This window comes from Exiguobacterium sp. s145 (genome assembly GCF_018618835.1).
Taxonomy (GTDB): Bacteria; Bacillota; Bacilli; order Exiguobacteriales; family Exiguobacteriaceae; genus Exiguobacterium_A; species Exiguobacterium_A artemiae.
Genome location: NZ_JACSMV010000004.1, coordinates 108,637 through 128,269, shown reverse-complemented (window position 1 = coordinate 128,269; position 19,633 = coordinate 108,637). Strand labels below are relative to the sequence as shown.

Genomic DNA, 19,633 nt, shown 5'->3' with positions numbered 1-19,633 from the left:
TCGAGATATCAACGCAAGTATCAACTTGTTGCTGTTAGCAGACTGAAACCCCTTCAGGGTGGGAACCACCCGATGAGCTTGGTCAATAACCGTAGCTCGTAAAAGTACGGTCTTCCCAAGAAGCGCCCACTTCAATTTGCGAAGCAAATAAATGGTGAGTAGTTCACGCATACAATCGTTGTGCCCGTTCAAAAAATTCTTCAGCAAACAGACGACAGGCAGTTTGTTTCTCCGGGGTATCCGGATCAAACTCGATCTTCAGACCAGGAGCGGTGATTGTCGCACCGGCTGATCGTAACGTCTGTTCGAGCAGATCGACAGCGGCGCAGTATTTCGGATAATCACGGTCCCCCGAACCAAAGGAGGCAGCTGCCAAGCCGTTCAAGTCACTGTCGGCAAGATCTTCAAGGAAATCTTCCGCTTCATACGGCAAATCGCCGTCTCCCCATGTATAGGAGCCGAGCAATACGGCATCATACTGAGAGAAGTCGGACGGATATAACCGGTCAAGTTCCTGTATATGAACAATGCAGCCTTTTTGTTCGAGTTCCGACTGCAGGAGATGTACGATATCTTCGGTGTTTCCGGACATACTGACAAAGCCGATCATGACATTCATCTGAATCATCCTTTCTCCAAAATGTGAACACTTTCAATTTAATTGATAATCGTTCTCAATACAATTGAAAATAAAAAGCCTCTCCGGAGTGAAGAGACTTTTCATGTCAGTCTTGGAGCTCGGCCCATTCTTCGATTGAACGAATGACAGGTTCAAGCTGACGACCTTTGTCAGTCAAACTGTATTGAATTTTAATCGGACGTTCCGGAATGACGGTCCGGATCACAATACCTTCCGCCTCAAGTTCCTTCATGCGCTCCGTTAACATACGACCAGACAACTCCGGAATCGCATCTTGAATTTCGTTGAAACGACAGGTCTTTGTCATGAGATGACGTAAAATCAAGCCCGTCCACTTCTTGCCCAAAATTTCAAAGGCATGTTCGACTTTCGGACAAAGGGCAGCCGGAATCAATGTCTCTTCCATCAGCACTCATCCTTTCTATATTTGTAGTATACCCGCTTCTACTAAAAAAATCGAATCATTTTACTTAATGTAACAAAAAGAACAAAAACAAATCTATTTACTTTTAGTAAGTGATAGTTTATAGTCTTATTTGGGTTACTAAAAGTAATTAAAAAACATTAAGTAAAAGGGAGTTTGAGAAAGATGATGGATTTAGGATTATTTTTAATACGCTTGGTGATTGGCTTAACATTTGCCGCACACGGGACACAGAAATTGTTTGGCTGGTTCGGTGGACACGGGATTGAGGGGACAGGCGGCTGGTTTGAGTCGATCGGCATGAAACCGGGTAAAACACTTGCGCTTGCGGCAGGACTTGCGGAACTGGTCGGCGGCGTACTGTTTGCCGGCGGTCTCTTCTTATGGTTCGCAGCAGCACTGATTATCGGATCGATGCTCGTTGCGATCATCAAGGTGCACGGTCAAAATGGTTACTGGGTGACACAGAACGGGTACGAATACAACATGGCACTGATCGTCATCGCTCTTGGCGTCGCCTTGATTGGTGCTGGAGACTATTCACTCGCAGCCATGCTCGGGTAAACAGAGAAAGAGGTTATAACAATGAAGTTTGATGCGCGGTCACTCAGTCCAAAAGAAAACTATAAATTGTTGATCGGGAGTATCATCCCGCGACCGATTGCTTTCGTCACGACAAGAGGAGCGGACGGAACAATCAATGCTGCCCCGTTTTCGTTCTTTACCGTCGCCTCAAGTCATCCGCCTCAACTGTTGATTGCCGTTCAAAAGACGGATCAAGGGGAGAAGGATACGGCTAAAAATATCTTGTTAACGAAAGAATATGTCATCCATATCGTCAGTGAAGAGATCGTCGAAGCAGTCAACGAGACGGCAGCACCGCTTGCCTACGGTGAAAGTGAACTGGAGCGGACGAATCTGACACTGATTGACAGTGATTTGATTGATGTTCCCGCGGTCGCAGAAGCAAAAATCCGGTTTGAGCTGAAGCTGACGCAACACATCGAACTTGAAACAGCCGATTTATTGATTGGCGAAGTCATCCGCTATCATGTCGTGGATGAACTGGAAGAGTCCTTCCGGATTGATGCAGACGGATTAAACGCAATTGCCCGTCTTGCCGGCAATGACTACGCGAAAATCGGTGACATCTTTACGATTGCGCGTCCTACGAAATAAGACAATGCCATACAAATAGACGAGGAAAGCAGATATCGAATCTGCTTCTCTCGTCTTTTTTGTGACTTACTCCATTTTATGACGTTTGCTGTACTGAAAACCGTCGAGCAAATAAAACAGGACGGCAAGTGCCCAGATTCCGACACAGCTGATCAAAAAGGCGACCAGTGGTGAGACAGCACCGTAATACATCATGATCATCGGGTCGTTCAGTTCGACGAACGACTGAATTGTCAACAACGTACAGATCAGACCGGACAATAAGCTGACGAACAGTCCGCTCCAGGTCTGGATGACAAGACCGATCATGCAGGAAATCAGGATGAACAACGGGTACACGGCATTAAAGGCATCCGGACGAATGAAAGCCGAGACATAGTCCGCATACATCGGGACGAAGTAGAGGACACCGGACAATAATCCTTGGATCAGATTGATCAGATAACTTTTCGATCGCATCAGTGGAACGACTCCCACTGTTCCATCAGCTCAAGCAAATCGACGTCGATCTGATCACGTTCTGCCGACAGGGCGGTCGCTTTCGGAATATCATTAAAGACTTCCGGTTCACACAACAGCTGTTCGATTTCAACCGACCGGTTCTCCAACCGTTCGATCTCTTGCTCGAGCTGTTCGAGTTGCTGTTTCTTTTTACGTGCTTCTTTTTGGGCTTCCTTGTCAATCGTCTTCGTCGATGCGACTTTGATTGCTTTCGCTTCTTCCGCTTCGAGGCGGGCGATTTCTTCTTTCTCGGCTTTTTTCTCCATGTAATACGAGTAGTCGCCGAGGTAATCGGTCACACCGTCTGAACTCATTTCGATGACACGCGTCGCGACGCGGTCAATGAAGTAGCGGTCATGGGAAACGAACAGCAGGGTCCCTTCGTAGTCGACGAGGGCATTCTCGAGGACCATCTTCGAATCAAGATCCAAGTGGTTCGTCGGCTCATCGAGGACAAGCAGATTCGTTTTGCGTAACTTCAGTTTTGCGAGCGCCAGACGTCCTCGTTCCCCGCCCGATAATTCATGGACGAGTTTGAAGACATCATCACCGCTGAAGAGGAACTGACCAAGCACGGACCGGACTTCCTGTTCGCGCATCAACGGCCATTCGTTCCAGATTTCATCAATGACCCGGTTACGGTCATTGAGTTCCGCCTGCTCCTGATCGTAGTAACCGATTGAGACGCCGGTTCCGAACCGGTACTCTCCGAATAACGGTTTCAGACGGCCGACGAGCACTTTCAGCAGTGTCGACTTGCCGATTCCGTTTGGTCCGACAAGCGCAAGGGACTCCGCACGTTGCAGGCGGAAGGTAATGTTTTTCGAGACGGCTTCTTCGTAGCCGACCGCGAGTTGGTTGACCTGCAGCACATCATTGCCGCTCTGCTTTTCGATTGGGAACGACAGGACCGTACTGCGTTCGTCACCGTCCGGCCGGTCGATCCGGTCGACCTTTTCGAGGCGCTTGCGGACGCTTTGCGCCCGTTTCGTTGTCGTTGCCCGGGCGATGTTGCGCTGGATGAAATCCTGCATCTTCGCGATATCTTCCTGCTGCTGTTCGAACTGTTTCATTTCCTGTTCGTAGAGTGCCGCTTTTTGTTCGAGATACTTTGTATAATTACCGGTAAACTTCCGGGAGACGTTCCGGGACAATTCATAGACGACGTTGACGACTTGGTCGAGGAAATACCGGTCATGGGAAACGATCAGGACAGCGCCGCGGTAACCGGACAAGTAACTTTCAAGCCAGGACAGTGTATCGATGTCCAGGTGATTGGTCGGCTCATCGAGAATCAGCAGTTCCGGTGCCTGCAGCAACATTTTCGCGAGGGCGAGCCGGGTCCGCTGTCCACCAGAAAGCGTCTGAATCCGTCGGGAATAATCGTCCGGATAAAAGCGCATCCCGTGTAAGACGGAGCGGATGTTGGCTTCGAACTGATAGCCGCCGGCTTCCGAGAAGTCGTGTTGCGCTTGATCGTATGTTTTCAGGAGACGGTCATAGGCAGTCGGATCATTTAAAATGTGCTCCATGCCCATTTCAATTTCCATCCGGCGAAGCGCCCGTTCCTGATCCTGCAGATGCTCAAAAACAGTCAGCATCTCGTTCCAAATCGATTCGTTTGATTCAAGTCCGCTGTCCTGCGCAAGATAACCGATCCGGACTTCCTTGCTTTTCATGATCTCGCCCGAGTCATGTGACAGCTCCCCAGCGATGATTTTTAAAAGTGTCGATTTTCCGGCACCATTTCGTCCGACGAGGGCAATCCGGTCCCGTTCCTGTACTTCGAGTTTAATATTGTCTAAAATCGGCTCGACGCCGAATGATTTTGAGAGTTGGTTTACTTGTAAGAGAATCATATCCATCCATCCTTCCACCCTTTAGTCTATCACGAAAAATCCTGCCGAATATAATATTTGTTACTCTATGTGAAGTGGTTTACAATCAAGGGGAGTAGAATTCTTTGCATTGATTTGGGTGCCACGTCAGAACGTGGCCGAAGGGGGAACTGCAGTATGAATGGGCCAGACACAAAAATACCACAAGCAACGGCGAAACGGCTGCCGTTATATTATCGTTTTATCCAGAGTCTTTATAACTCCGGCAAGTTGCGCGTCTCGTCAGCAGAGCTCAGCGAAGCGGTCAAAGTCGACTCCGCGACGATCCGTCGTGACTTTTCCTACTTTGGGGCGTTAGGGAAAAAAGGGTACGGTTATAATGTTCAACATTTGTTAACATTTTTCCGAAAGACACTCAACCAAGACGAGGTCACGAATGTCGCCTTAATCGGGGTCGGACATCTCGGAACAGCGTTTGCAAATTATAACTTTTTAAAGAATAATAGTACTCGTATCGTCATCGCGTTTGACGCCGATGAGGACAAGGTCGGAACGACGACGCAGGACGTTCCGATTTATCATGTGTCAGATATGAAAGAACAAATCAAAGCGAACAATGTCGACGTCGCCATCTTGACGGTACCGTCTCAGTTCGCCCAGTCAGTGGCAGATGAGTTAGTAGAGTATGGTGTGACCGGCATTTTGAACTTTACACCGGCCCGGTTGAATGTACCGGCCCACGTTCGGGTGCATCACATCGATTTGTCAATCGAGCTGCAGTCGCTCGTGTATTTTATGAAGCATTATTCGCAATCAGCTGAAGGAGTGAAATCATAATGGAAAACTTAATCCCGTTAACACTTGGTATTGGACCGGGGAGCATCGCTTTGATTGGTGTCGTCGCCTTAATCATCTTCGGACCGAAGAAATTACCGGAACTCGGCCGCGCTGCCGGACAGACGTTAAAAGAGTTCAAGAGCGCAACGAACGGCATCATGGAAGATGATAAGGACAAAAAGGACGAAATGAAAGAGAAGTGAGTGAATCATGGCGATCGATCAAGAACAGAGTGTGACATCGCACTTAGATGAACTGCGTAAGCGGATCATCTGGTCGCTCATCATTGTAGTGGTCATGTTTATCGCAGCCTTTCCGCTCGTCCGGCCGCTCGTCCGTTTCTTACAGGCCGACTTAAAGGAACTCGGAATTGGGCTGAATGCGTTTAACGTTGTTGATCCACTGATGTTATATCTGAATCTTGCGTTCATCATCGCAATCGTCTTGGCGTCCCCGTTTTGGATGTATCAGCTTTGGGCATTCATCCGTCCCGGTCTGCACGACCAAGAACAAAAAGCGACGTTGACGTATATTCCCGTGACGTTTTTCTTATTCCTTGCGGGTATTTCGTTTTCTTATTTTTGGCTGTTGCCGTTTTTACTCGAAGTATCGACGGAACTCGGGCAAGAGCTTGGGATTGAACAGGTCATCGGCGTCGAGAACTACTTCAGTTTCCTGATACGGTTGACGATTCCGTTCGGTGTGTTGTTCCAGTTGCCGGTCGTGACGATGTTTTTGACACGCCTCGGACTCGTGACGCCGTTCTTCATGCGGAAGAATCGGAAGTATGCATATTTTGCGCTGTTCGTGATTGCGGCGTTGATCTCACCGCCCGATATCACATCGCATTTGATGATTTCTGTTCCGTTGTTCGTGTTATATGAAATCAGCATCATCATCTCAGCACGGACGTACAAAAAAGTGCTGATTCTCGAGCAGGAGGCGGAACTGGAGCGACAGGCGGATCTTATGCGTGAGTTGAACAAATAATAGAAGATTCTCCTTTACCCGCAAGGTGAAGGAGATTTTTTTTGTAAGCGGTCTAATTTTATATTGAAAAAGTGAACAGCAATGGTTATACTCATTATAGAAACACACGGGGGCTTAGCTCAGCTGGGAGAGCGTTTGGCTGGCAGCCAAAAGGTCGTCGGTTCGAGCCCGATAGTCTCCATAATGAAGTAATTCTTCTTTAAAGAAGTATCAAAGCCTTGATTTTTAAGGTCTTTGATACTTTTTTTAGTTGAATAAAATATGTGCATGCGTTTAGAACAATCGAATGGTTTATCGAGTCCTCTAAAGGGGAAATTTCTGAATAGGTTATTTTTCTTGAGGGGGAACTCTTATGAATCCATTTACTACACTCATTGCCTTCATCGTCGGCTGTCTGGTTCTGTATCTCGGAATTCGGGATAAGAATGGTTGGTTGATCGGCGTCGCCATGATTCCGCTCGCCATTGTGGCATACAGTGTCATTTATTTAATCATCCAAGTCTCGGCCTAGAAACTTCTTTTTAGAAGTTTCTTTTTTTTTGAAACATAATTGGTAAAATGTAAGTATATTACATTAAGAAATGATGGGGAGGAACGTGTTGGAATGAATGCTGTGACAGGACAACAGATGGAATTAAAAGAACTCTATCAACAGATGCATCAACGGACGACCGCTAAATTATGGGCTGTCTTGGCACTCTTTTTATTCGCCAGCCAGCTACTCGAACAACCAATCCTTGCTTTGATTATTCCGATTCTCTATTTCATATACGATGTCGTGAGGCAACGCCGCCGTTTTCAAATCGTTGCCCGTCACACCTCAAAAGAAGCAGCAGACCGTCTGTTCCGTCTTCATGTCGGCGTCGGATTGTTTCAGTACGGAGCGCTCGCAGCCTTGATTATTCTGACGGCCAATCGGTCAGGTACGACCTTTTTGCTTGGACTATGTCTTTTCGTCATCCCGTTTTACTGGCTTTGCCGGCGTTTCTTGACGTACCGTTCCAAACAGATTGATCCGACTTATATCAGTGAAACAGAAATCCAGCAGGGATGAAGGAGGAAAGTCAGATGCAAACGGCAAAGGACGAACGGTTACATGAACTGACACTTGCCTATATCGACAAGAGTCAGCTTCAAAAAAACGGCTGGCTGATGGCTGCCGTGGCGGCGACGCTCGGCATTTTTTCGGAAACGATGGATTCCGCCCTTTATTTGGGTCTGTTGCCGCTTGTTTATCTGATTTTTGATCTTCCGTTTCAGCTGGAAAAACGCAGGATTTTAGAACGGTATCTCTCAAAAGACCAGGTTATGACACAATCGATGCTGTGGCTCGGCATTCAGATTGTGTTATATGGCTCATTGCTCATGGTGATACTCGAAACGAGTGATCTGTCCTTATGGAAAATGACGTTTTGGGTCATCCTGATTCTCGCTCCGATTTATTTTGTGACCGATTGGTTGTTTAAAAAAATGGCCCGGTCAGGCGATCCCGACTTCGTCAGTGATCAGGAAGTGCATAAGCACGTGAAGTACTTGGAAGAATGACAGCTAAAGGAGAGAACATCATGCGTACGGCACGGAACGAACGGTTACATGAATTGACGCTGGCTTACATGGAGAAAGACCTGTTAGGAACGAAGTGGTTATGGACAGTTCTACTTTTGATGGGGATCGGGATTTTAATGACATTGTTTGATTCGGTTCTACTGGCGCTGTTGTTTCCGGTTGCTTTCCTTGGATCCAATCTGCGTTATCAAGTCAAAAAACGCCAGATTCTTGAATCGTATATCGGGGAAGAACGGGCAACGAGCTACTGGCGGTTTTGGCTTATCCAAAACGTTGTGTTAACTGTTACGTTTGCCATCCTTTTGATACTGACGGGGAATCAAGCGTTTTGGCAGACGTGGGGATTAATTCTTCTGATTTTAATCCCGATTTACTTAGTGTCGGAACGATGGTTTAAAACCCGTATGCGACGCGATGATTCGGATTTTGTCAGTGATCAGGAAGTATACAAAAATATATGAAACGGGAGACAAACAGGATGAATACATTGCTTGAAAAAAATACACGATTAAATCTGCTGGGACCGCCGCTCAAAAAACTTCAACATCTGACACCGGTTCCGGTTTTGATCCTCGCAGTGATTGGCTGGTTCATTCCGGGTTTTTGGGAAACGGGACTGTTTACGTCGTTTACGATTACCATCCTTTGTTTAGGCGGTATCGTCCGGGAAATCATGCGTCTGCGGATTTTAAAAGAACGTCTGCCGGCTGAGTTGTATCAACAGACCGTTTTGAAAGTCGGTCGCGCCTCGATGCTCGGGTATCTTGTCCCTATCATTTTATTCTATGCAGGAATGATCTTTCCCCAGTATTCAGGTGTTGCGTTCGCCCTGATTCTGTTCTGGGTGTTTGCGATTACAGTATATGTCTCGCGGTTAAACACGCTAGCCAAACAACTCGATCCGGCCTTTGTGACGATGCGGGAAGTCGAACGGTACCGTAAACCGGGAAGCTAATGTGGTGAGAGGAGATTAGGAAATGAATAATATTCAACGGCAACGAACACAAGACTATCTGCGCTTCACGAAACGTGCCCGGCGTGTCCAAACGGTATTTTTTCTACTCGTCTTGGTGATCTTTTTGTTTCTGGCAGATGATTTAAATTTTTCCGAAGCCTCCATGCATTACTTTTTACTGCTTCCGGTCCTCGGCTACCAATGGACCGTCCGCTTGTTGAAGTACCGTTACTTCACGAAACGATTTGACCGGATGGAAGTCTGGGATCATCTCGCCTTGCCGTACATCGTCATTACGATTAGCGAGTTGCTGCTTGTCGTGGCGTCCCAGTTCTTGATTCCGTATGTGTCGCGACCAACGCTGATCGGACCGATTCTTGTCTTTTTACTGTCCGTCTTGTCACTTGATCGTCTCGTCGATTCGCGGATCAAACGACTGGATCCAACGCATCTGTCAGAACGCGAGCTGATTGAAGCAGAAAGGGAAGCGCGACGCGTAAAATATTAAATAATGATGAACCGATACGTAAAAAACAACAGCGGCGAGAGGAAGTTTAACTTCCTCTCGCCGCTGTTGTTTTTTTAGAAATGATTTGATTTACGAGACTCCTGCAGGAAGAAGCGCAAGGCAACTTGCGCTGTCAGAGACAAACAAGACCAGTTTTCCTGTCCAAATGGACAGGAAAACTGGCTTGTGTCTCGCCTGAGGAAAGCGAGTGAAACAAGAAATCATTTCTTGTTGGTTGATCAGTTTTCTTACTTTTTCAGAAGCAGATAAATAAAGTACGGTGCACCAATCAGTGCGACGACGATACCGGCCGGAACACCTTCCGGATCAGCGATGTTTCGTCCGATCGTATCGGCCAAGACGAGCAACCAGCCGCCGATCAACAGCGCAATCGGCAAGAACCATTGATGACGTGGACCGACGAGGGCACGGGCGATATGCGGTGCCATCAAGCCGATGAAGGAAATCCCGCCGGTGACGGAGACAGCGGATGCCGCGAGTGCGACTGCTGTCAGCAACAGTTGAATCCGTTCCTTCTCAATCGCGACCCCGACACCAATCGCGACCGGTTCGTTTAAAGCGAGCAGATTGAGTTTATTGGCTTTATACAGCGTAAACGGAATCAAGACGATCAGCCAGGGCAGCAAGGCGTAGACGAATGTCCAGTCCGTCCCCCAGATGTTACCGGCGAGCCATTTGGCGATGAAGTCGACTTTCTCACGTTTCGTCGATGAGATCAAGATGACCATGATACCGGATAAAGCCATCGAGAAGCCGACGCCGGTCAAAATCAGGCGGATCGGTTGCAAGCCGCGATTCCGGTCGTAAGAAAGCGCGTAAATGGCTACGGCCGTCACTAAAGCACCTAAGAAGGCAGCAACCGGTAATCCGTAGATAAATGAGCCGACATCAACCGGGAAATAGAGGAAGAAAATCGCCACCGCGACACCGGCTCCTGTATTAATCCCGATAATGCCGGGATCGGCCAGTTCATTCCGAGTGATACCTTGCAAAATCGAACCGGACAAGGCGAGCGCCATTCCCGCAAGTAATGTAATGATAATTCGTGGCAGACGGAGCGAGAACAGAACAAAATCTTCTTTGAACGTCCCTTGACCGAATAACGTTGGCAACAGACGGTCATATGAGACGGATGCCGGACCAAGACCGATACTTATAACGATCGTGCCGAGCAATAACACACTTAAAATGAAAAAGATCAAGCGTTGACGGCGACGTAAACGAGTTTCCATCATGAGAATGCGTGACCTCCTTTACGGACAATCAATAAGAAGAACGGTAAACCGAGCATCGAGACGATTGCGACGACCGGTGTCTCGTACGGTGCAAACAGCGTCCGACCGATCGTATCGGCAAGCAGCATGAACGTTGCTCCGAATACAGCCGTCATCGGCAGGATGTAACGGTAATCGGTCCCGACGATCGCACGGACGATATGCGGAATCATCAGCCCGATGAACGCCATGTTGCCGACTAAGGCGACGGCAGCACCGGCAAGCAGGATGACGACGACGTACAAGACAGCTTTGATCCGGGTGATGTTCTGACCAAGACCAAGTGCGACTTCTTCCGACAGACTGAGAATCGTCAACTGACGTGAGAAAATCATCGCAATCACCGTCCCGATGACGATGACCGGCGTGATCGCTTGCAGTTGTCCCCACGTCGTGCCGACGAGTCCGCCTGACGTCCACTGAGAGACGTCCTGGGCAATTTTAAAGTAGATCCCGATTCCTTCCGCAATCGCGTACAAGAAGGCGGAAATCGCCGATCCGGCGAGGACGATCCGGAGCGGGGAGAAGCCGCCTTGACGGGAAGCACCGATTCCGAAAACGAGTGCCGCACCGAGGGCAGCACCGATGAAGCAGGCGAGCATGATGCCGTAATAGTTGATGCCGGGAATGAAGACGATTGCTAAGGCAAGCGCCGCATTGGCACCGGCTGTTAGACCGAGCAGACCGGGATCCGCCAGAGGATTACGTGTCATCGCCTGCATGATGGCACCCGAGACGCCGAGTGCCGCACCGACGAGAATCGCGGCGAGTTCCCGGGGGAGACGAATTTCTTGAATGATTTTGGCTTTATCGTTGAGCGGACCAAACGTCAAGGCGTTCCAGACTTCACGGATTGACGTATCAGCAGCACCAAACGTCATCGAAATCCAAAACATGACGACGAAGAGGACCAGTCCGAATGAAATTTTTAATCCAAAGGGTAGTCGAGCGGATGACACAGGTATCGCCTCCAGTTTGTATGAATCCAAAAAAGGAGGGAGCATTGAGGCTCCCTCCTTTAGTATACGTTACGCGCCAAGGAAACTTTTCTTGAAGAACTCCAGTTGACGTTCCAATGTGAGTGGATCGTTGAAGTAAAATTCTTTTGAATCCACTTCGTAGACTTGCTTGTTCTTAACGGCAGGGATATTTTTGTATGTGTCCGTTTCTGTGAACGAGTTATCCGCTTCTGCTGTCTTGCTGAAGATCAGGTAATCGCCTGCATATTCAGGTAAGACTTCCGGTGATAACGCGTAGTAGCCATCTTTTAACGCCATCTCTGTGACTTTTTTCGGCATTTTCAATTTCATCTCTTGGTAGAGGATTTCTGTGCCGCGGCCCCAGTTGTCGCCGAAGACGTAGAGTTGTTTGTCGAAGCTTTCGATGACAGAAACTGTCGCATCTTCACCGATTTTAGCTTTGATTTCTGTTCCAGCGTCTGCTGCACGTGTTTTGAAGTCTTTGACCCAGTCGCGTGCTTCTTGTTCTTTGTTGAGCAATTTACCGATTTCGATGTGTTGCGTCAAGTAGTCGACTTTGCCGTATGTGTACGTGACAGTTGGTGCGATTTCTTTGAACTTATCGATGTTTTTTGTCGTATCGTATCCGATGATGAGATCCGGCTCGAGTTCGATGACTTTTTCGACGTTTTCTTCTGAGATTTCTTGGACGTCTTTCAGGTCAAATTTCGGATTTGATTTTGACCACGAGTCGACACCGACGAGCGGTACGTCGAGTGCCATGACGTTGCCGGCGAAACCAGCCAGGACGACGACACGTTTTGGATCAGCCGGGACTTCGACGTCACCTTTTTCGGATTTATAGGTAATCGTTTCTTTTTTTGTATCAGCAGACGAGGTCTCTTCTTTTTTCTCCGTGTTGCCACAAGCGGCAATCACAAGCGTTAACAATAAAAGAACCGGTAATAAAAGCTTTTTCATGATTCAGTCTCCCTTAATTAAGTTGTAGGTGACACACATCGGTTTATTCGTGCGCGGATCACGACCGATTTCGGCATCGATATGGAATACATCTTTGAGGACGTCTTTTGAGATGACTTCCTCACACGTTCCGGCTTTGACGACTTCGCCGTGTTTCATGGCGATGATGTAATCGGCGAAACGTGCCGCTTGATTTAAATCGTGTAACACCATCACGATCGTCCGACCTTCTGTCCGGTTGAGTTGTTCGAGTAACTCCAGAACTTCGAGTTGGTGGGCGAGATCGAGGTAGGTCGTCGGTTCATCGAGGAAGATGATGTCCGTTTCCTGCGCAAGGGCCATCGCAATCCAGACCCGTTGCCGTTGACCACCGGATAAAGCGTCGACCGGACGATGTTTGAATGCTATCGTGTCGGTTGCTTCGAGTGCCCAGTCGATGATTTCGTAATCATGTTTCGTCAGACGTCCGAATCCTTTCTGATAGGGAAAGCGACCGTATGAGACAAGCTCTGCGACCGTCAGACCACTTGCGCTTTCCGGTGTCTGGGGCAGGATAGCCATTTTTCGGGCAAGCAGTTTTGTACTTTCCTTGGCAATATCGAGACCATCAAGTAACGCGCGTCCCGATTGATGGGGAATGATCCGGGTCATCGCCTTCAGTAAAGTCGATTTGCCGCATCCGTTCGCACCGATGATCGTCGTGATTTTTCGATCAGGAATCTGAACCGTCAATTCCTTGACGATGGTACGATCTCCGTAACCAATACTGATTTCTTCTGTTGCTAGACGTACCATAGACAGAGGCTCCTTCTCGTTTAAAGCTGTTATCATTGATAATGATTATCACTATCGTCCACCTAACCATAACAGTTTCATAAAAACGCTGTCAACATTTTTTCTTGTCTTCAAGAGATGTTCACGTTATCATTGGGAATGAGAATGATAATCAGTCGTGTTGGAGAGCGAGGAGTGAGTAAGATGGAGCAGCAGGAATTGTTCGATGTAACGGTAATTGGTGGAGGCCCGGCCGGGTTATACTCTACTTTCTATAGTGGACTACGCGGAATGAAGACGAAATTGATCGAATATCAGGCAGAACTGGGTGGAAAGATTCACGTCTATCCGGAAAAGATGATTTGGGACGTCGGGGGTCAGCCACCTATTACCGGTGCAAAGCTTATGGAACAGCTGGTCGAACAAGGCTTGACGTTCAATCCGACCGTTCATTTAAACGAAAAAATCATTTCCATCACGAAGGATGTTTTTGGCAACTTCGTCCTTGAAGCAGAATCTGGGATGATTCACTATTCGAAAACAGTCATCGTTGCCGTTGGCGGCGGAATCCTCAATCCGCAGAAACTAAAGATCGAGGGTGCGGAACGGTATGAGGTGTCGAACTTAAACTACACCGTCAAATCAATTGAACGGTTTAAGGATAAGACGGTCATCATTTCCGGCGGCGGTAACTCGGCCATCGACTGGGCGAATGAACTGGAACCTGTCGCGAAAAAAGTTTATGTCACGTACCGGAAAGACTGCTTCACAGGGCATGAAGCCCAGGTCGAACAGCTTGTGAACAGCTCCGCCGTTTGTCTATTAAACACGACAATCCATAAGCTGATTGCGAGCGACGACCACCACCGGATTGCCTCGGTCGAACTGATCGATTGCACGACGAACGAAACGGTGGCGCTTGAAATTGATGAAGTCATCATCAACCACGGTTATGAGCAGGATGCCGAGCTGCTGGCGAACTGTGATCTCGATTTACAACAGGTTGATGATTTTTATATCGCTGGAACAGCATCAAGTGAATCGAGTGTACCTGGTCTCTACGCGGCAGGAGATATCCTGTCGCATGAAGGAAAAGTCCATCTCATCTCAGGTGCTTTTCAGGATGCGGCGAACGCCGTCAACCGGGCGAAAAAATATATTGAACCGGAGGCACCAAAAGTCGCGATGGTTTCGTCCCATAATGAAGTCTTTAAAAAACGAAACCGGGAATTGATTCAGGAAATGGTCAATCAAAACCGTTGAAAATAACGAAATAGCAAAGAGACGGCTTCTGTTTTTTAAACGGAAGCTGTCTCTTTGTTTGTATTGTACTATAACAGAACGGTTTGACAACGGTCTGTATTTAGGACAAAATGCTCTTATGTGTTTTTAAATGTGTGAAATTAAGGAGGAAAATTATGGCAGTAACGAAACGTAAGCCACTTGGTTTGGCTTGGCAGATTTTAATCGGATTGATTCTCGGGATTACCGTCGGTGGTATCTTTTACGGGAATCCACATGTCGCGGAGTGGCTGAAGCCAATCGGTGATATTTTTATCCGGATGATGAAAATGATCGTCGTCCCAATTGTCTTTACAACCATCGTTCTCGGTGTCTCGTCAGTCGGAAGTCCAAAAAGTCTCGGACGCCTTGGCGCAAAGACGCTTGGTTACTTTACGATCGTCACGATGATTGCCATCTTTACCGGATTATTTGCAGCAAACCTTGTTGAGCCGGGAGCCGGCATCAACATGGCGACACTCGAAAAGACGGATATCTCGACGTACGTCGCAACAGAAGAAACAACGAAAGATCAAGGTCTTGTCGAGAAAATCGTCAGCATCGTGCCGACGAACATCTTGGACGCGATGGTGCGTGGCGATATGCTGGCCATCATCTTCTTCTCCGTTCTGTTCGGACTCGGTGTCGGATTCGCGGGTGAAAAGGGCTTACCGGTCGTCCGCTTCTTCGAAGGGGTCGCAGCAGCGATGTTCAATCTGGTTAACATCGTCATGAAGTTCGCTCCGATCGGTGTCTTCGCTTTGATTGGTGTTACGGTCTCGACGTTCGGAATCGAATCACTCGGATCGCTCTTTAAATTGATTGGAACATTGTATGTCACAGCACTTCTTTTCATGGTCATCGTCTTCGGATCGATCATGAAATGGGTCGGGATTCGTGTTTCGGATTTTGTCCGTGTTTTCAAAGATGAATTGCTCTTGACGTATTCGACGGCATCGTCGGAAACGGTGTTACCACGTGTCATGGAAAAACTCGAAAAAATGGGTGTTCCAAAGTCGATTGTCAGTTTCGTTGTTCCGACGGGTTACTCGTTTAACCTTGATGGATCAGCACTGTATCAAGCTCTGGCGGCGTTGTTCATCGCACAGATGTACAATATTGATTTATCAATCGGTACGCAGTTGACGCTTGTCTTCGTTCTGATGTTGACATCAAAAGGGATGGCTGCTGTACCGGGCGTTTCGTTCGTAGTATTACTCGCGACACTCGGGACAGTCGGTATTCCGGCAGAAGGACTTGCCTTCATCGCCGGGATTGACCGGATCATGGACATGATGCGGTCTGTCGTTAACGTAACAGGAAACACGCTCGCTTCACTCGTCATTGCGAAGTGGGAAGGTGTTCTGGATTCCGACCAGCTCGACGAATTCATGTCGACGGAAGGTAAGCAGGATCAAATCAAGAGTGCATAATATGACAGCAGACCAGATGAATCGTCATCTGGTCTTTTTTGTATTCCTGTGGTGTCCTGTTTGTCACGCCCGTTTTTCTCTGACGACAGCGGCTTGCCTGTTCCTGACGGAAGCGGAGCTTCCTTTTCCCGCAGAAGTCGGGTGGTGAACATACGACACCTACTCTTCGAAATCATAGCCGCTAATAAAAAATGAGATCACCGAGTAAATTCGGCGATCTCATTTTGCATTATTTCTTGTCGTCTTTCTTTTCCTGTTCTTTTTTGATCATCTTCTTGGCTGCCATCCGGAAGCGGAAGATGAGGTAAAGACGATAAAAGTCGACGGCTGCGAACAGTGTTAAGAGAATCGTCCAGAAGTTAAAGACTGTTCCGGCCTCAATCGAGTTGGTATAAGCGAGGTACATGAACAGAATACCGAAGATGGCATAAAACAATGCCATGAAGTTTGAACCTTGTCGCATGAAAACACTACCTTTCGTTAATTAAGTCGTTGCGTAGAGGGCAAGCACGACGATGCCGTTATTAAAGACGTGAATGGCAATCGGTGCGATGATGCGGCGGGTCTTGACGAAGACGAGCGAGAAAACGAAGCTCATCGCGACGTAAATCAAAAATTTATTATCTCCGTGAATCAAACCGAAGATGACACCGCTGAGAACGAAGCTGAAGATGAAGTTCAGTTTGGTCGACAAATTTCCGAACATGATATGGCGGAATAAAAACTCTTCCATGATCGGACCAAGCAGGACGACCATGACTTGAAGAATCGGAATGACCTGGATGGCTTTCATGATTTCATCCGTATTCTGTGATTTCGCGATGTTCTCGATACCACCGGATAGCCAAGCATCCACCAGATTGACACTGATCAGCGAGACATACAACAAGACGATTCCGATCCCGATCCACTTTAACGTATCCATCGTATCAGTCTGATTGCCTTCAGCTTTCCACTTCTGCCAATCGGGACGCAAACAATAGAAGGAAACGATGACGGCTACAGTAAAACCAATCGCGAGCCACCAGCCGAGAACGCTCGGAATCTGACTTTTGGAGAGGAAACTTGGGAAGGTTGCCGGGACAAGTTGCACGATTAAATAAATCACGATCGGAATGACGTGACGGATATGCCACTTCTCAGCCATGTTAAACGGCAGATTGACGGAATTTTTCATTGTTCGGGACACAACTCCTTTAATGAAGGTACTGTCCCGATTGTAACAAACAAACCGACCGGGCGCACGAATGGTGATGGTTCAAAGATGGCGATTTCGGGAAAACGCATAAGGGTTCGGGCTTGAATTCCAACTGAAAACCGTTTAAGATAAAAATATGTTAGCACTCCAATTAAGTGAGTGCTAAAAAACAGTCATGTTCAAGGAGGATGTTTCGCATGTTAAAACCACTTGGTGATCGCATCGTGATCGAAGTCGTTAAAAAAGAAGAAACAACACTCGGAGGAATCGTTCTTCCTGGGTCAGCGAAAGAAAAGCCGCAAGAGGGTAAAGTCGTCGCTGTCGGTACAGGCCGTGTGACGGAACAAGGTGTCCGTGTACCACTTGAAGTGAATGTCGGGGACCATGTCATCTATGCGCAATACGCAGGGTCAGAAGTCAAAGTCGATGGCAACGAATACTTAATTTTACGCGAAAGCGATATTTTAGCAGTAGCAAACTAATCAAAGGGGGATTTCAGTCATGGCAAAAGATATCTTATTCAGTGAAGAAGCACGCCGGGCGATGCTTCGCGGAGTAGACGCATTAGCGGACGCAGTCAAAGTGACAATCGGACCAAAAGGACGTAACGTCGTTCTCGAACGTAAATTCGGTTCACCACTCATCACGAATGACGGTGTGACGATTGCAAAAGAAATCGAACTCGAAGATCACTTCGAAAACATGGGTGCGAAGCTCGTCGCAGAAGTCGCGTCGAAAACGAACGAAATCGCAGGGGATGGTACGACAACAGCGACAGTCCTCGCACAAGCGATGATCCGTGAAGGACTTAAAAACGTCACAGCGGGCGCAAACCCGATGGTCATCCGTAAAGGAATCGAAAAAGCAGTTCGTCGTGCAGTCGAAGAACTCCACGCTATTGCAAAACCAATCGAAGGCAAAGAAGCAATCGCTCAAGTAGCGGCGATTTCAGCAGCTGACGAAGAAGTCGGTCAATTGATCGCGGAAGCAATGGAACGTGTCGGTCAGGACGGCGTCATCACAATCGAAGAATCACGCGGCTTCACGACGGAACTCGATGTCGTCGAAGGAATGCAGTTCGACCGTGGGTATGCGTCACCGTACATGATCACGGATTCCGACAAGATGGAAGCGGTCCTTGAGAACCCGTACATCCTGATCACGGATAAAAAGATTTCGAACATCCAGGAAATCCTGCCGGTCCTTGAGCAAGTCGTTCAACAAAATAAACCGCTCTTGATCATCGCGGAAGACGTCGAAGGCGAAGCACTTGCGACACTCGTCGTCAACAAACTCCGTGGAACATTCAATGCGGTTGCCGTCAAAGCACCAGGTTTCGGAGACCGTCGTAAAGCGATGCTCGAAGACATCTCGATCGTGACAGGCGCAGAACTGATCACGGAAGAGCTTGGTCTTGATCTGAAAGAAACACAAATCACACAACTCGGCCGTGCGTCGAAAGTCGTCGTTTCAAAAGACAACACGACAATTGTCGAAGGAAACGGACACAGTGATTCAATCACAGCGCGTGTCGGAGCGATCCGTTCGCAAATCGAAGAAACGTCAAGCGACTTCGATCGTGAAAAACTGCAAGAGCGTCTTGCAAAACTCGCAGGCGGCGTAGCTGTCGTCAAAGTTGGGGCAGCAACGGAAACGGAACTGAAAGAACGGAAACTCCGGATTGAAGATGCACTCAACGCGACACGTGCAGCCGTCGAAGAAGGAATCGTTGCCGGTGGAGGAACAGCCTTCATCCACGTCACGAAAGCCGTTGAATCGATTCTTGCCGTCACGACTGGTGACGAAGCGACAGGTGTCAACATCGTCCTTCGTGCCCTCGAAGCACCGCTCCGTCAAATCGCGGAAAACGCCGGTCAAGAAGGTTCAGTCATCGTCGAGCGTCTCAAACATGAAGCGCAAGGCATGGGTTACAACGCAGCAACGGACGAGTACGTCGACATGATCGAAACAGGAATCGTCGATCCGGCGAAAGTCACGCGTTCAGCACTTCAAAACGCAGCATCTGTTTCAGCGATGTTCCTAACGACAGAAGCCGTCATCGCCGACAAACCGGAACCAGCCGGTGCACCTGCAATGCCTGATATGGGCGGCATGGGTGGAATGGGCGGAATGATGTAATCTAGCTATAAAATGGCGCTGATTAGTATAGGTTTGTAGTTGTACTGTATTAGGAAACGCCATTTTATAATTAACTTTCGGGGAGACCCTTTGTAAGTTCTTTGAACTTATAGAGGGTCTTCTTTTTTACTCTGT

25 protein-coding genes and 1 tRNA gene are annotated in these 19,633 nt (G+C 48.0%); 16 read left to right on the top strand and 10 right to left on the bottom strand.

Features of this window, described 5'->3' with window-relative positions; genetic code table 11:
* Nucleotides 1–163: 163 nt before the first annotated feature.
* Nucleotides 164–628: a flavodoxin gene (locus tag KNQ07_RS06455; protein WP_214765525.1), complete on the bottom strand. Its 465-nt coding sequence runs from the start codon at nt 626–628 to the stop codon at nt 164–166.
* A gap of 97 nt (nt 629–725) precedes the next feature.
* Nucleotides 726–1,046, bottom strand: a complete 321-nt coding sequence (locus KNQ07_RS06450) for a winged helix-turn-helix transcriptional regulator (RefSeq protein WP_285801099.1) — start codon at nt 1,044–1,046, stop codon at nt 726–728.
* A gap of 183 nt (nt 1,047–1,229) precedes the next feature.
* Between KNQ07_RS06450 and KNQ07_RS06445 the strand changes: the two genes are divergently transcribed.
* On the top strand, nt 1,230–1,628 hold the full coding sequence (locus KNQ07_RS06445) for a DoxX family protein (RefSeq protein WP_214765522.1): 399 nt from the start codon (nt 1,230–1,232) through the stop codon (nt 1,626–1,628).
* Nucleotides 1,629–1,649: 21 nt separating this feature from the next.
* Entirely contained in the window at nt 1,650–2,243 is a 594-nt protein-coding gene (locus KNQ07_RS06440) for a flavin reductase family protein (protein ID WP_214765519.1), read from the top strand.
* Nucleotides 2,244–2,309: 66 nt separating this feature from the next.
* Here the strand turns inward: KNQ07_RS06440 and KNQ07_RS06435 are convergent, their stop codons facing one another.
* The gene (locus KNQ07_RS06435) at nt 2,310–2,702 is read right to left on the bottom strand and encodes a hypothetical protein (protein ID WP_214765517.1); all 393 of its coding nucleotides are present in this window, start codon (nt 2,700–2,702) and stop codon (nt 2,310–2,312) included.
* Nucleotides 2,702–4,603, bottom strand: coding sequence for an ABC-F family ATP-binding cassette domain-containing protein (locus KNQ07_RS06430; RefSeq protein ID WP_214765537.1), 1,902 nt, complete (start codon nt 4,601–4,603; stop codon nt 2,702–2,704). The genes KNQ07_RS06435 and KNQ07_RS06430 overlap by 1 nt, the downstream gene beginning before the upstream one ends.
* Before the next feature lie 156 nt (nt 4,604–4,759).
* Between KNQ07_RS06430 and KNQ07_RS06425 the strand changes: the two genes are divergently transcribed.
* The 10 genes from KNQ07_RS06425 (at nt 4,760) to KNQ07_RS06380 (ending at nt 9,438) form a co-directional block, all read left to right on the top strand.
* A complete protein-coding gene (locus KNQ07_RS06425; protein WP_214765514.1) occupies nt 4,760–5,419 on the top strand; it encodes a redox-sensing transcriptional repressor Rex in 660 nt (219 codons plus the stop codon).
* On the top strand, nt 5,419–5,622 hold the full coding sequence (locus tag KNQ07_RS06420) for a twin-arginine translocase TatA/TatE family subunit (protein WP_214765511.1): 204 nt from the start codon (nt 5,419–5,421) through the stop codon (nt 5,620–5,622). The genes KNQ07_RS06425 and KNQ07_RS06420 overlap by 1 nt, the downstream gene beginning before the upstream one ends.
* A gap of 7 nt (nt 5,623–5,629) precedes the next feature.
* Nucleotides 5,630–6,409: a twin-arginine translocase subunit TatC gene (gene tatC, locus KNQ07_RS06415; protein ID WP_214765508.1), complete on the top strand. Its 780-nt coding sequence runs from the start codon at nt 5,630–5,632 to the stop codon at nt 6,407–6,409.
* A 108-nt stretch (nt 6,410–6,517) separates the two neighbouring features.
* Nucleotides 6,518–6,590 (top strand) — tRNA-Ala (locus KNQ07_RS06410).
* 171 nt (nt 6,591–6,761) lie between these two features.
* On the top strand, nt 6,762–6,920 hold the full coding sequence (locus tag KNQ07_RS06405; RefSeq protein ID WP_014971497.1) for a hypothetical protein: 159 nt from the start codon (nt 6,762–6,764) through the stop codon (nt 6,918–6,920).
* 93 nt (nt 6,921–7,013) lie between these two features.
* Nucleotides 7,014–7,463, top strand: a complete 450-nt coding sequence (locus KNQ07_RS06400; protein WP_214765505.1) for a hypothetical protein — start codon at nt 7,014–7,016, stop codon at nt 7,461–7,463.
* A gap of 14 nt (nt 7,464–7,477) precedes the next feature.
* Complete coding sequence (locus tag KNQ07_RS06395; RefSeq protein ID WP_214765502.1) at nt 7,478–7,954, top strand: hypothetical protein; 477 nt, start codon at nt 7,478–7,480, stop codon at nt 7,952–7,954.
* A 20-nt stretch (nt 7,955–7,974) separates the two neighbouring features.
* Nucleotides 7,975–8,436 (top strand): hypothetical protein, encoded by a 462-nt coding sequence (locus tag KNQ07_RS06390; RefSeq protein WP_214765500.1) that lies wholly within the window; start codon nt 7,975–7,977, stop codon nt 8,434–8,436.
* A gap of 17 nt (nt 8,437–8,453) precedes the next feature.
* Nucleotides 8,454–8,930: a hypothetical protein gene (locus KNQ07_RS06385; RefSeq protein WP_214765497.1), complete on the top strand. Its 477-nt coding sequence runs from the start codon at nt 8,454–8,456 to the stop codon at nt 8,928–8,930.
* A 22-nt stretch (nt 8,931–8,952) separates the two neighbouring features.
* Nucleotides 8,953–9,438, top strand: a complete 486-nt coding sequence (locus KNQ07_RS06380; RefSeq protein ID WP_214765494.1) for a hypothetical protein — start codon at nt 8,953–8,955, stop codon at nt 9,436–9,438.
* A 248-nt stretch (nt 9,439–9,686) separates the two neighbouring features.
* Here the strand turns inward: KNQ07_RS06380 and KNQ07_RS06375 are convergent, their stop codons facing one another.
* From KNQ07_RS06375 to KNQ07_RS06360, 4 genes are read right to left on the bottom strand one after another with little or no spacing between them, the layout of a single operon-like run.
* Nucleotides 9,687–10,694 (bottom strand): FecCD family ABC transporter permease, encoded by a 1,008-nt coding sequence (locus KNQ07_RS06375; protein WP_026831831.1) that lies wholly within the window; start codon nt 10,692–10,694, stop codon nt 9,687–9,689.
* Nucleotides 10,691–11,737: a FecCD family ABC transporter permease gene (locus KNQ07_RS06370; RefSeq protein WP_051523867.1), complete on the bottom strand. Its 1,047-nt coding sequence runs from the start codon at nt 11,735–11,737 to the stop codon at nt 10,691–10,693. Before KNQ07_RS06370 ends, KNQ07_RS06375 begins: the two co-directional genes overlap by 4 nt.
* 24 nt (nt 11,738–11,761) lie before the next feature.
* Nucleotides 11,762–12,673, bottom strand: a complete 912-nt coding sequence (locus KNQ07_RS06365; protein ID WP_026831833.1) for an iron-hydroxamate ABC transporter substrate-binding protein — start codon at nt 12,671–12,673, stop codon at nt 11,762–11,764.
* A gap of 3 nt (nt 12,674–12,676) precedes the next feature.
* On the bottom strand, nt 12,677–13,468 hold the full coding sequence (locus KNQ07_RS06360; RefSeq protein ID WP_214765492.1) for an ABC transporter ATP-binding protein: 792 nt from the start codon (nt 13,466–13,468) through the stop codon (nt 12,677–12,679).
* Between the two features lie 183 nt (nt 13,469–13,651).
* Between KNQ07_RS06360 and KNQ07_RS06355 the strand changes: the two genes are divergently transcribed.
* Together KNQ07_RS06355 and KNQ07_RS06350 are read left to right on the top strand one after the other, a co-directional pair.
* Nucleotides 13,652–14,710 (top strand): NAD(P)/FAD-dependent oxidoreductase, encoded by a 1,059-nt coding sequence (locus tag KNQ07_RS06355; RefSeq protein WP_012371635.1) that lies wholly within the window; start codon nt 13,652–13,654, stop codon nt 14,708–14,710.
* A 155-nt stretch (nt 14,711–14,865) separates the two neighbouring features.
* Complete coding sequence (locus KNQ07_RS06350; RefSeq protein WP_214765489.1) at nt 14,866–16,161, top strand: cation:dicarboxylate symporter family transporter; 1,296 nt, start codon at nt 14,866–14,868, stop codon at nt 16,159–16,161.
* Nucleotides 16,162–16,390: 229 nt separating this feature from the next.
* Here the strand turns inward: KNQ07_RS06350 and KNQ07_RS06345 are convergent, their stop codons facing one another.
* Together KNQ07_RS06345 and KNQ07_RS06340 are read right to left on the bottom strand one after the other, a co-directional pair.
* Nucleotides 16,391–16,624 carry a DUF4305 domain-containing protein gene (locus tag KNQ07_RS06345; RefSeq protein ID WP_214765486.1) on the bottom strand — a complete coding sequence of 78 codons (234 nt, stop codon included), beginning with the start codon at nt 16,622–16,624 and terminating at the stop codon, nt 16,391–16,393.
* 21 nt (nt 16,625–16,645) lie between these two features.
* The gene (locus tag KNQ07_RS06340) at nt 16,646–17,338 is read right to left on the bottom strand and encodes a CPBP family intramembrane glutamic endopeptidase (protein WP_214765484.1); all 693 of its coding nucleotides are present in this window, start codon (nt 17,336–17,338) and stop codon (nt 16,646–16,648) included.
* 218 nt (nt 17,339–17,556) lie between these two features.
* Between KNQ07_RS06340 and groES the strand changes: the two genes are divergently transcribed.
* Both groES and groL read left to right on the top strand, forming a co-directional pair.
* Entirely contained in the window at nt 17,557–17,841 is a 285-nt protein-coding gene (gene groES, locus KNQ07_RS06335) for a co-chaperone GroES (RefSeq protein WP_012371631.1), read from the top strand.
* A 19-nt stretch (nt 17,842–17,860) separates the two neighbouring features.
* Complete coding sequence (groL, locus tag KNQ07_RS06330) at nt 17,861–19,498, top strand: chaperonin GroEL (RefSeq protein WP_214765481.1); 1,638 nt, start codon at nt 17,861–17,863, stop codon at nt 19,496–19,498.
* The last annotated feature ends 135 nt before the right edge of the window (nt 19,499–19,633 follow it).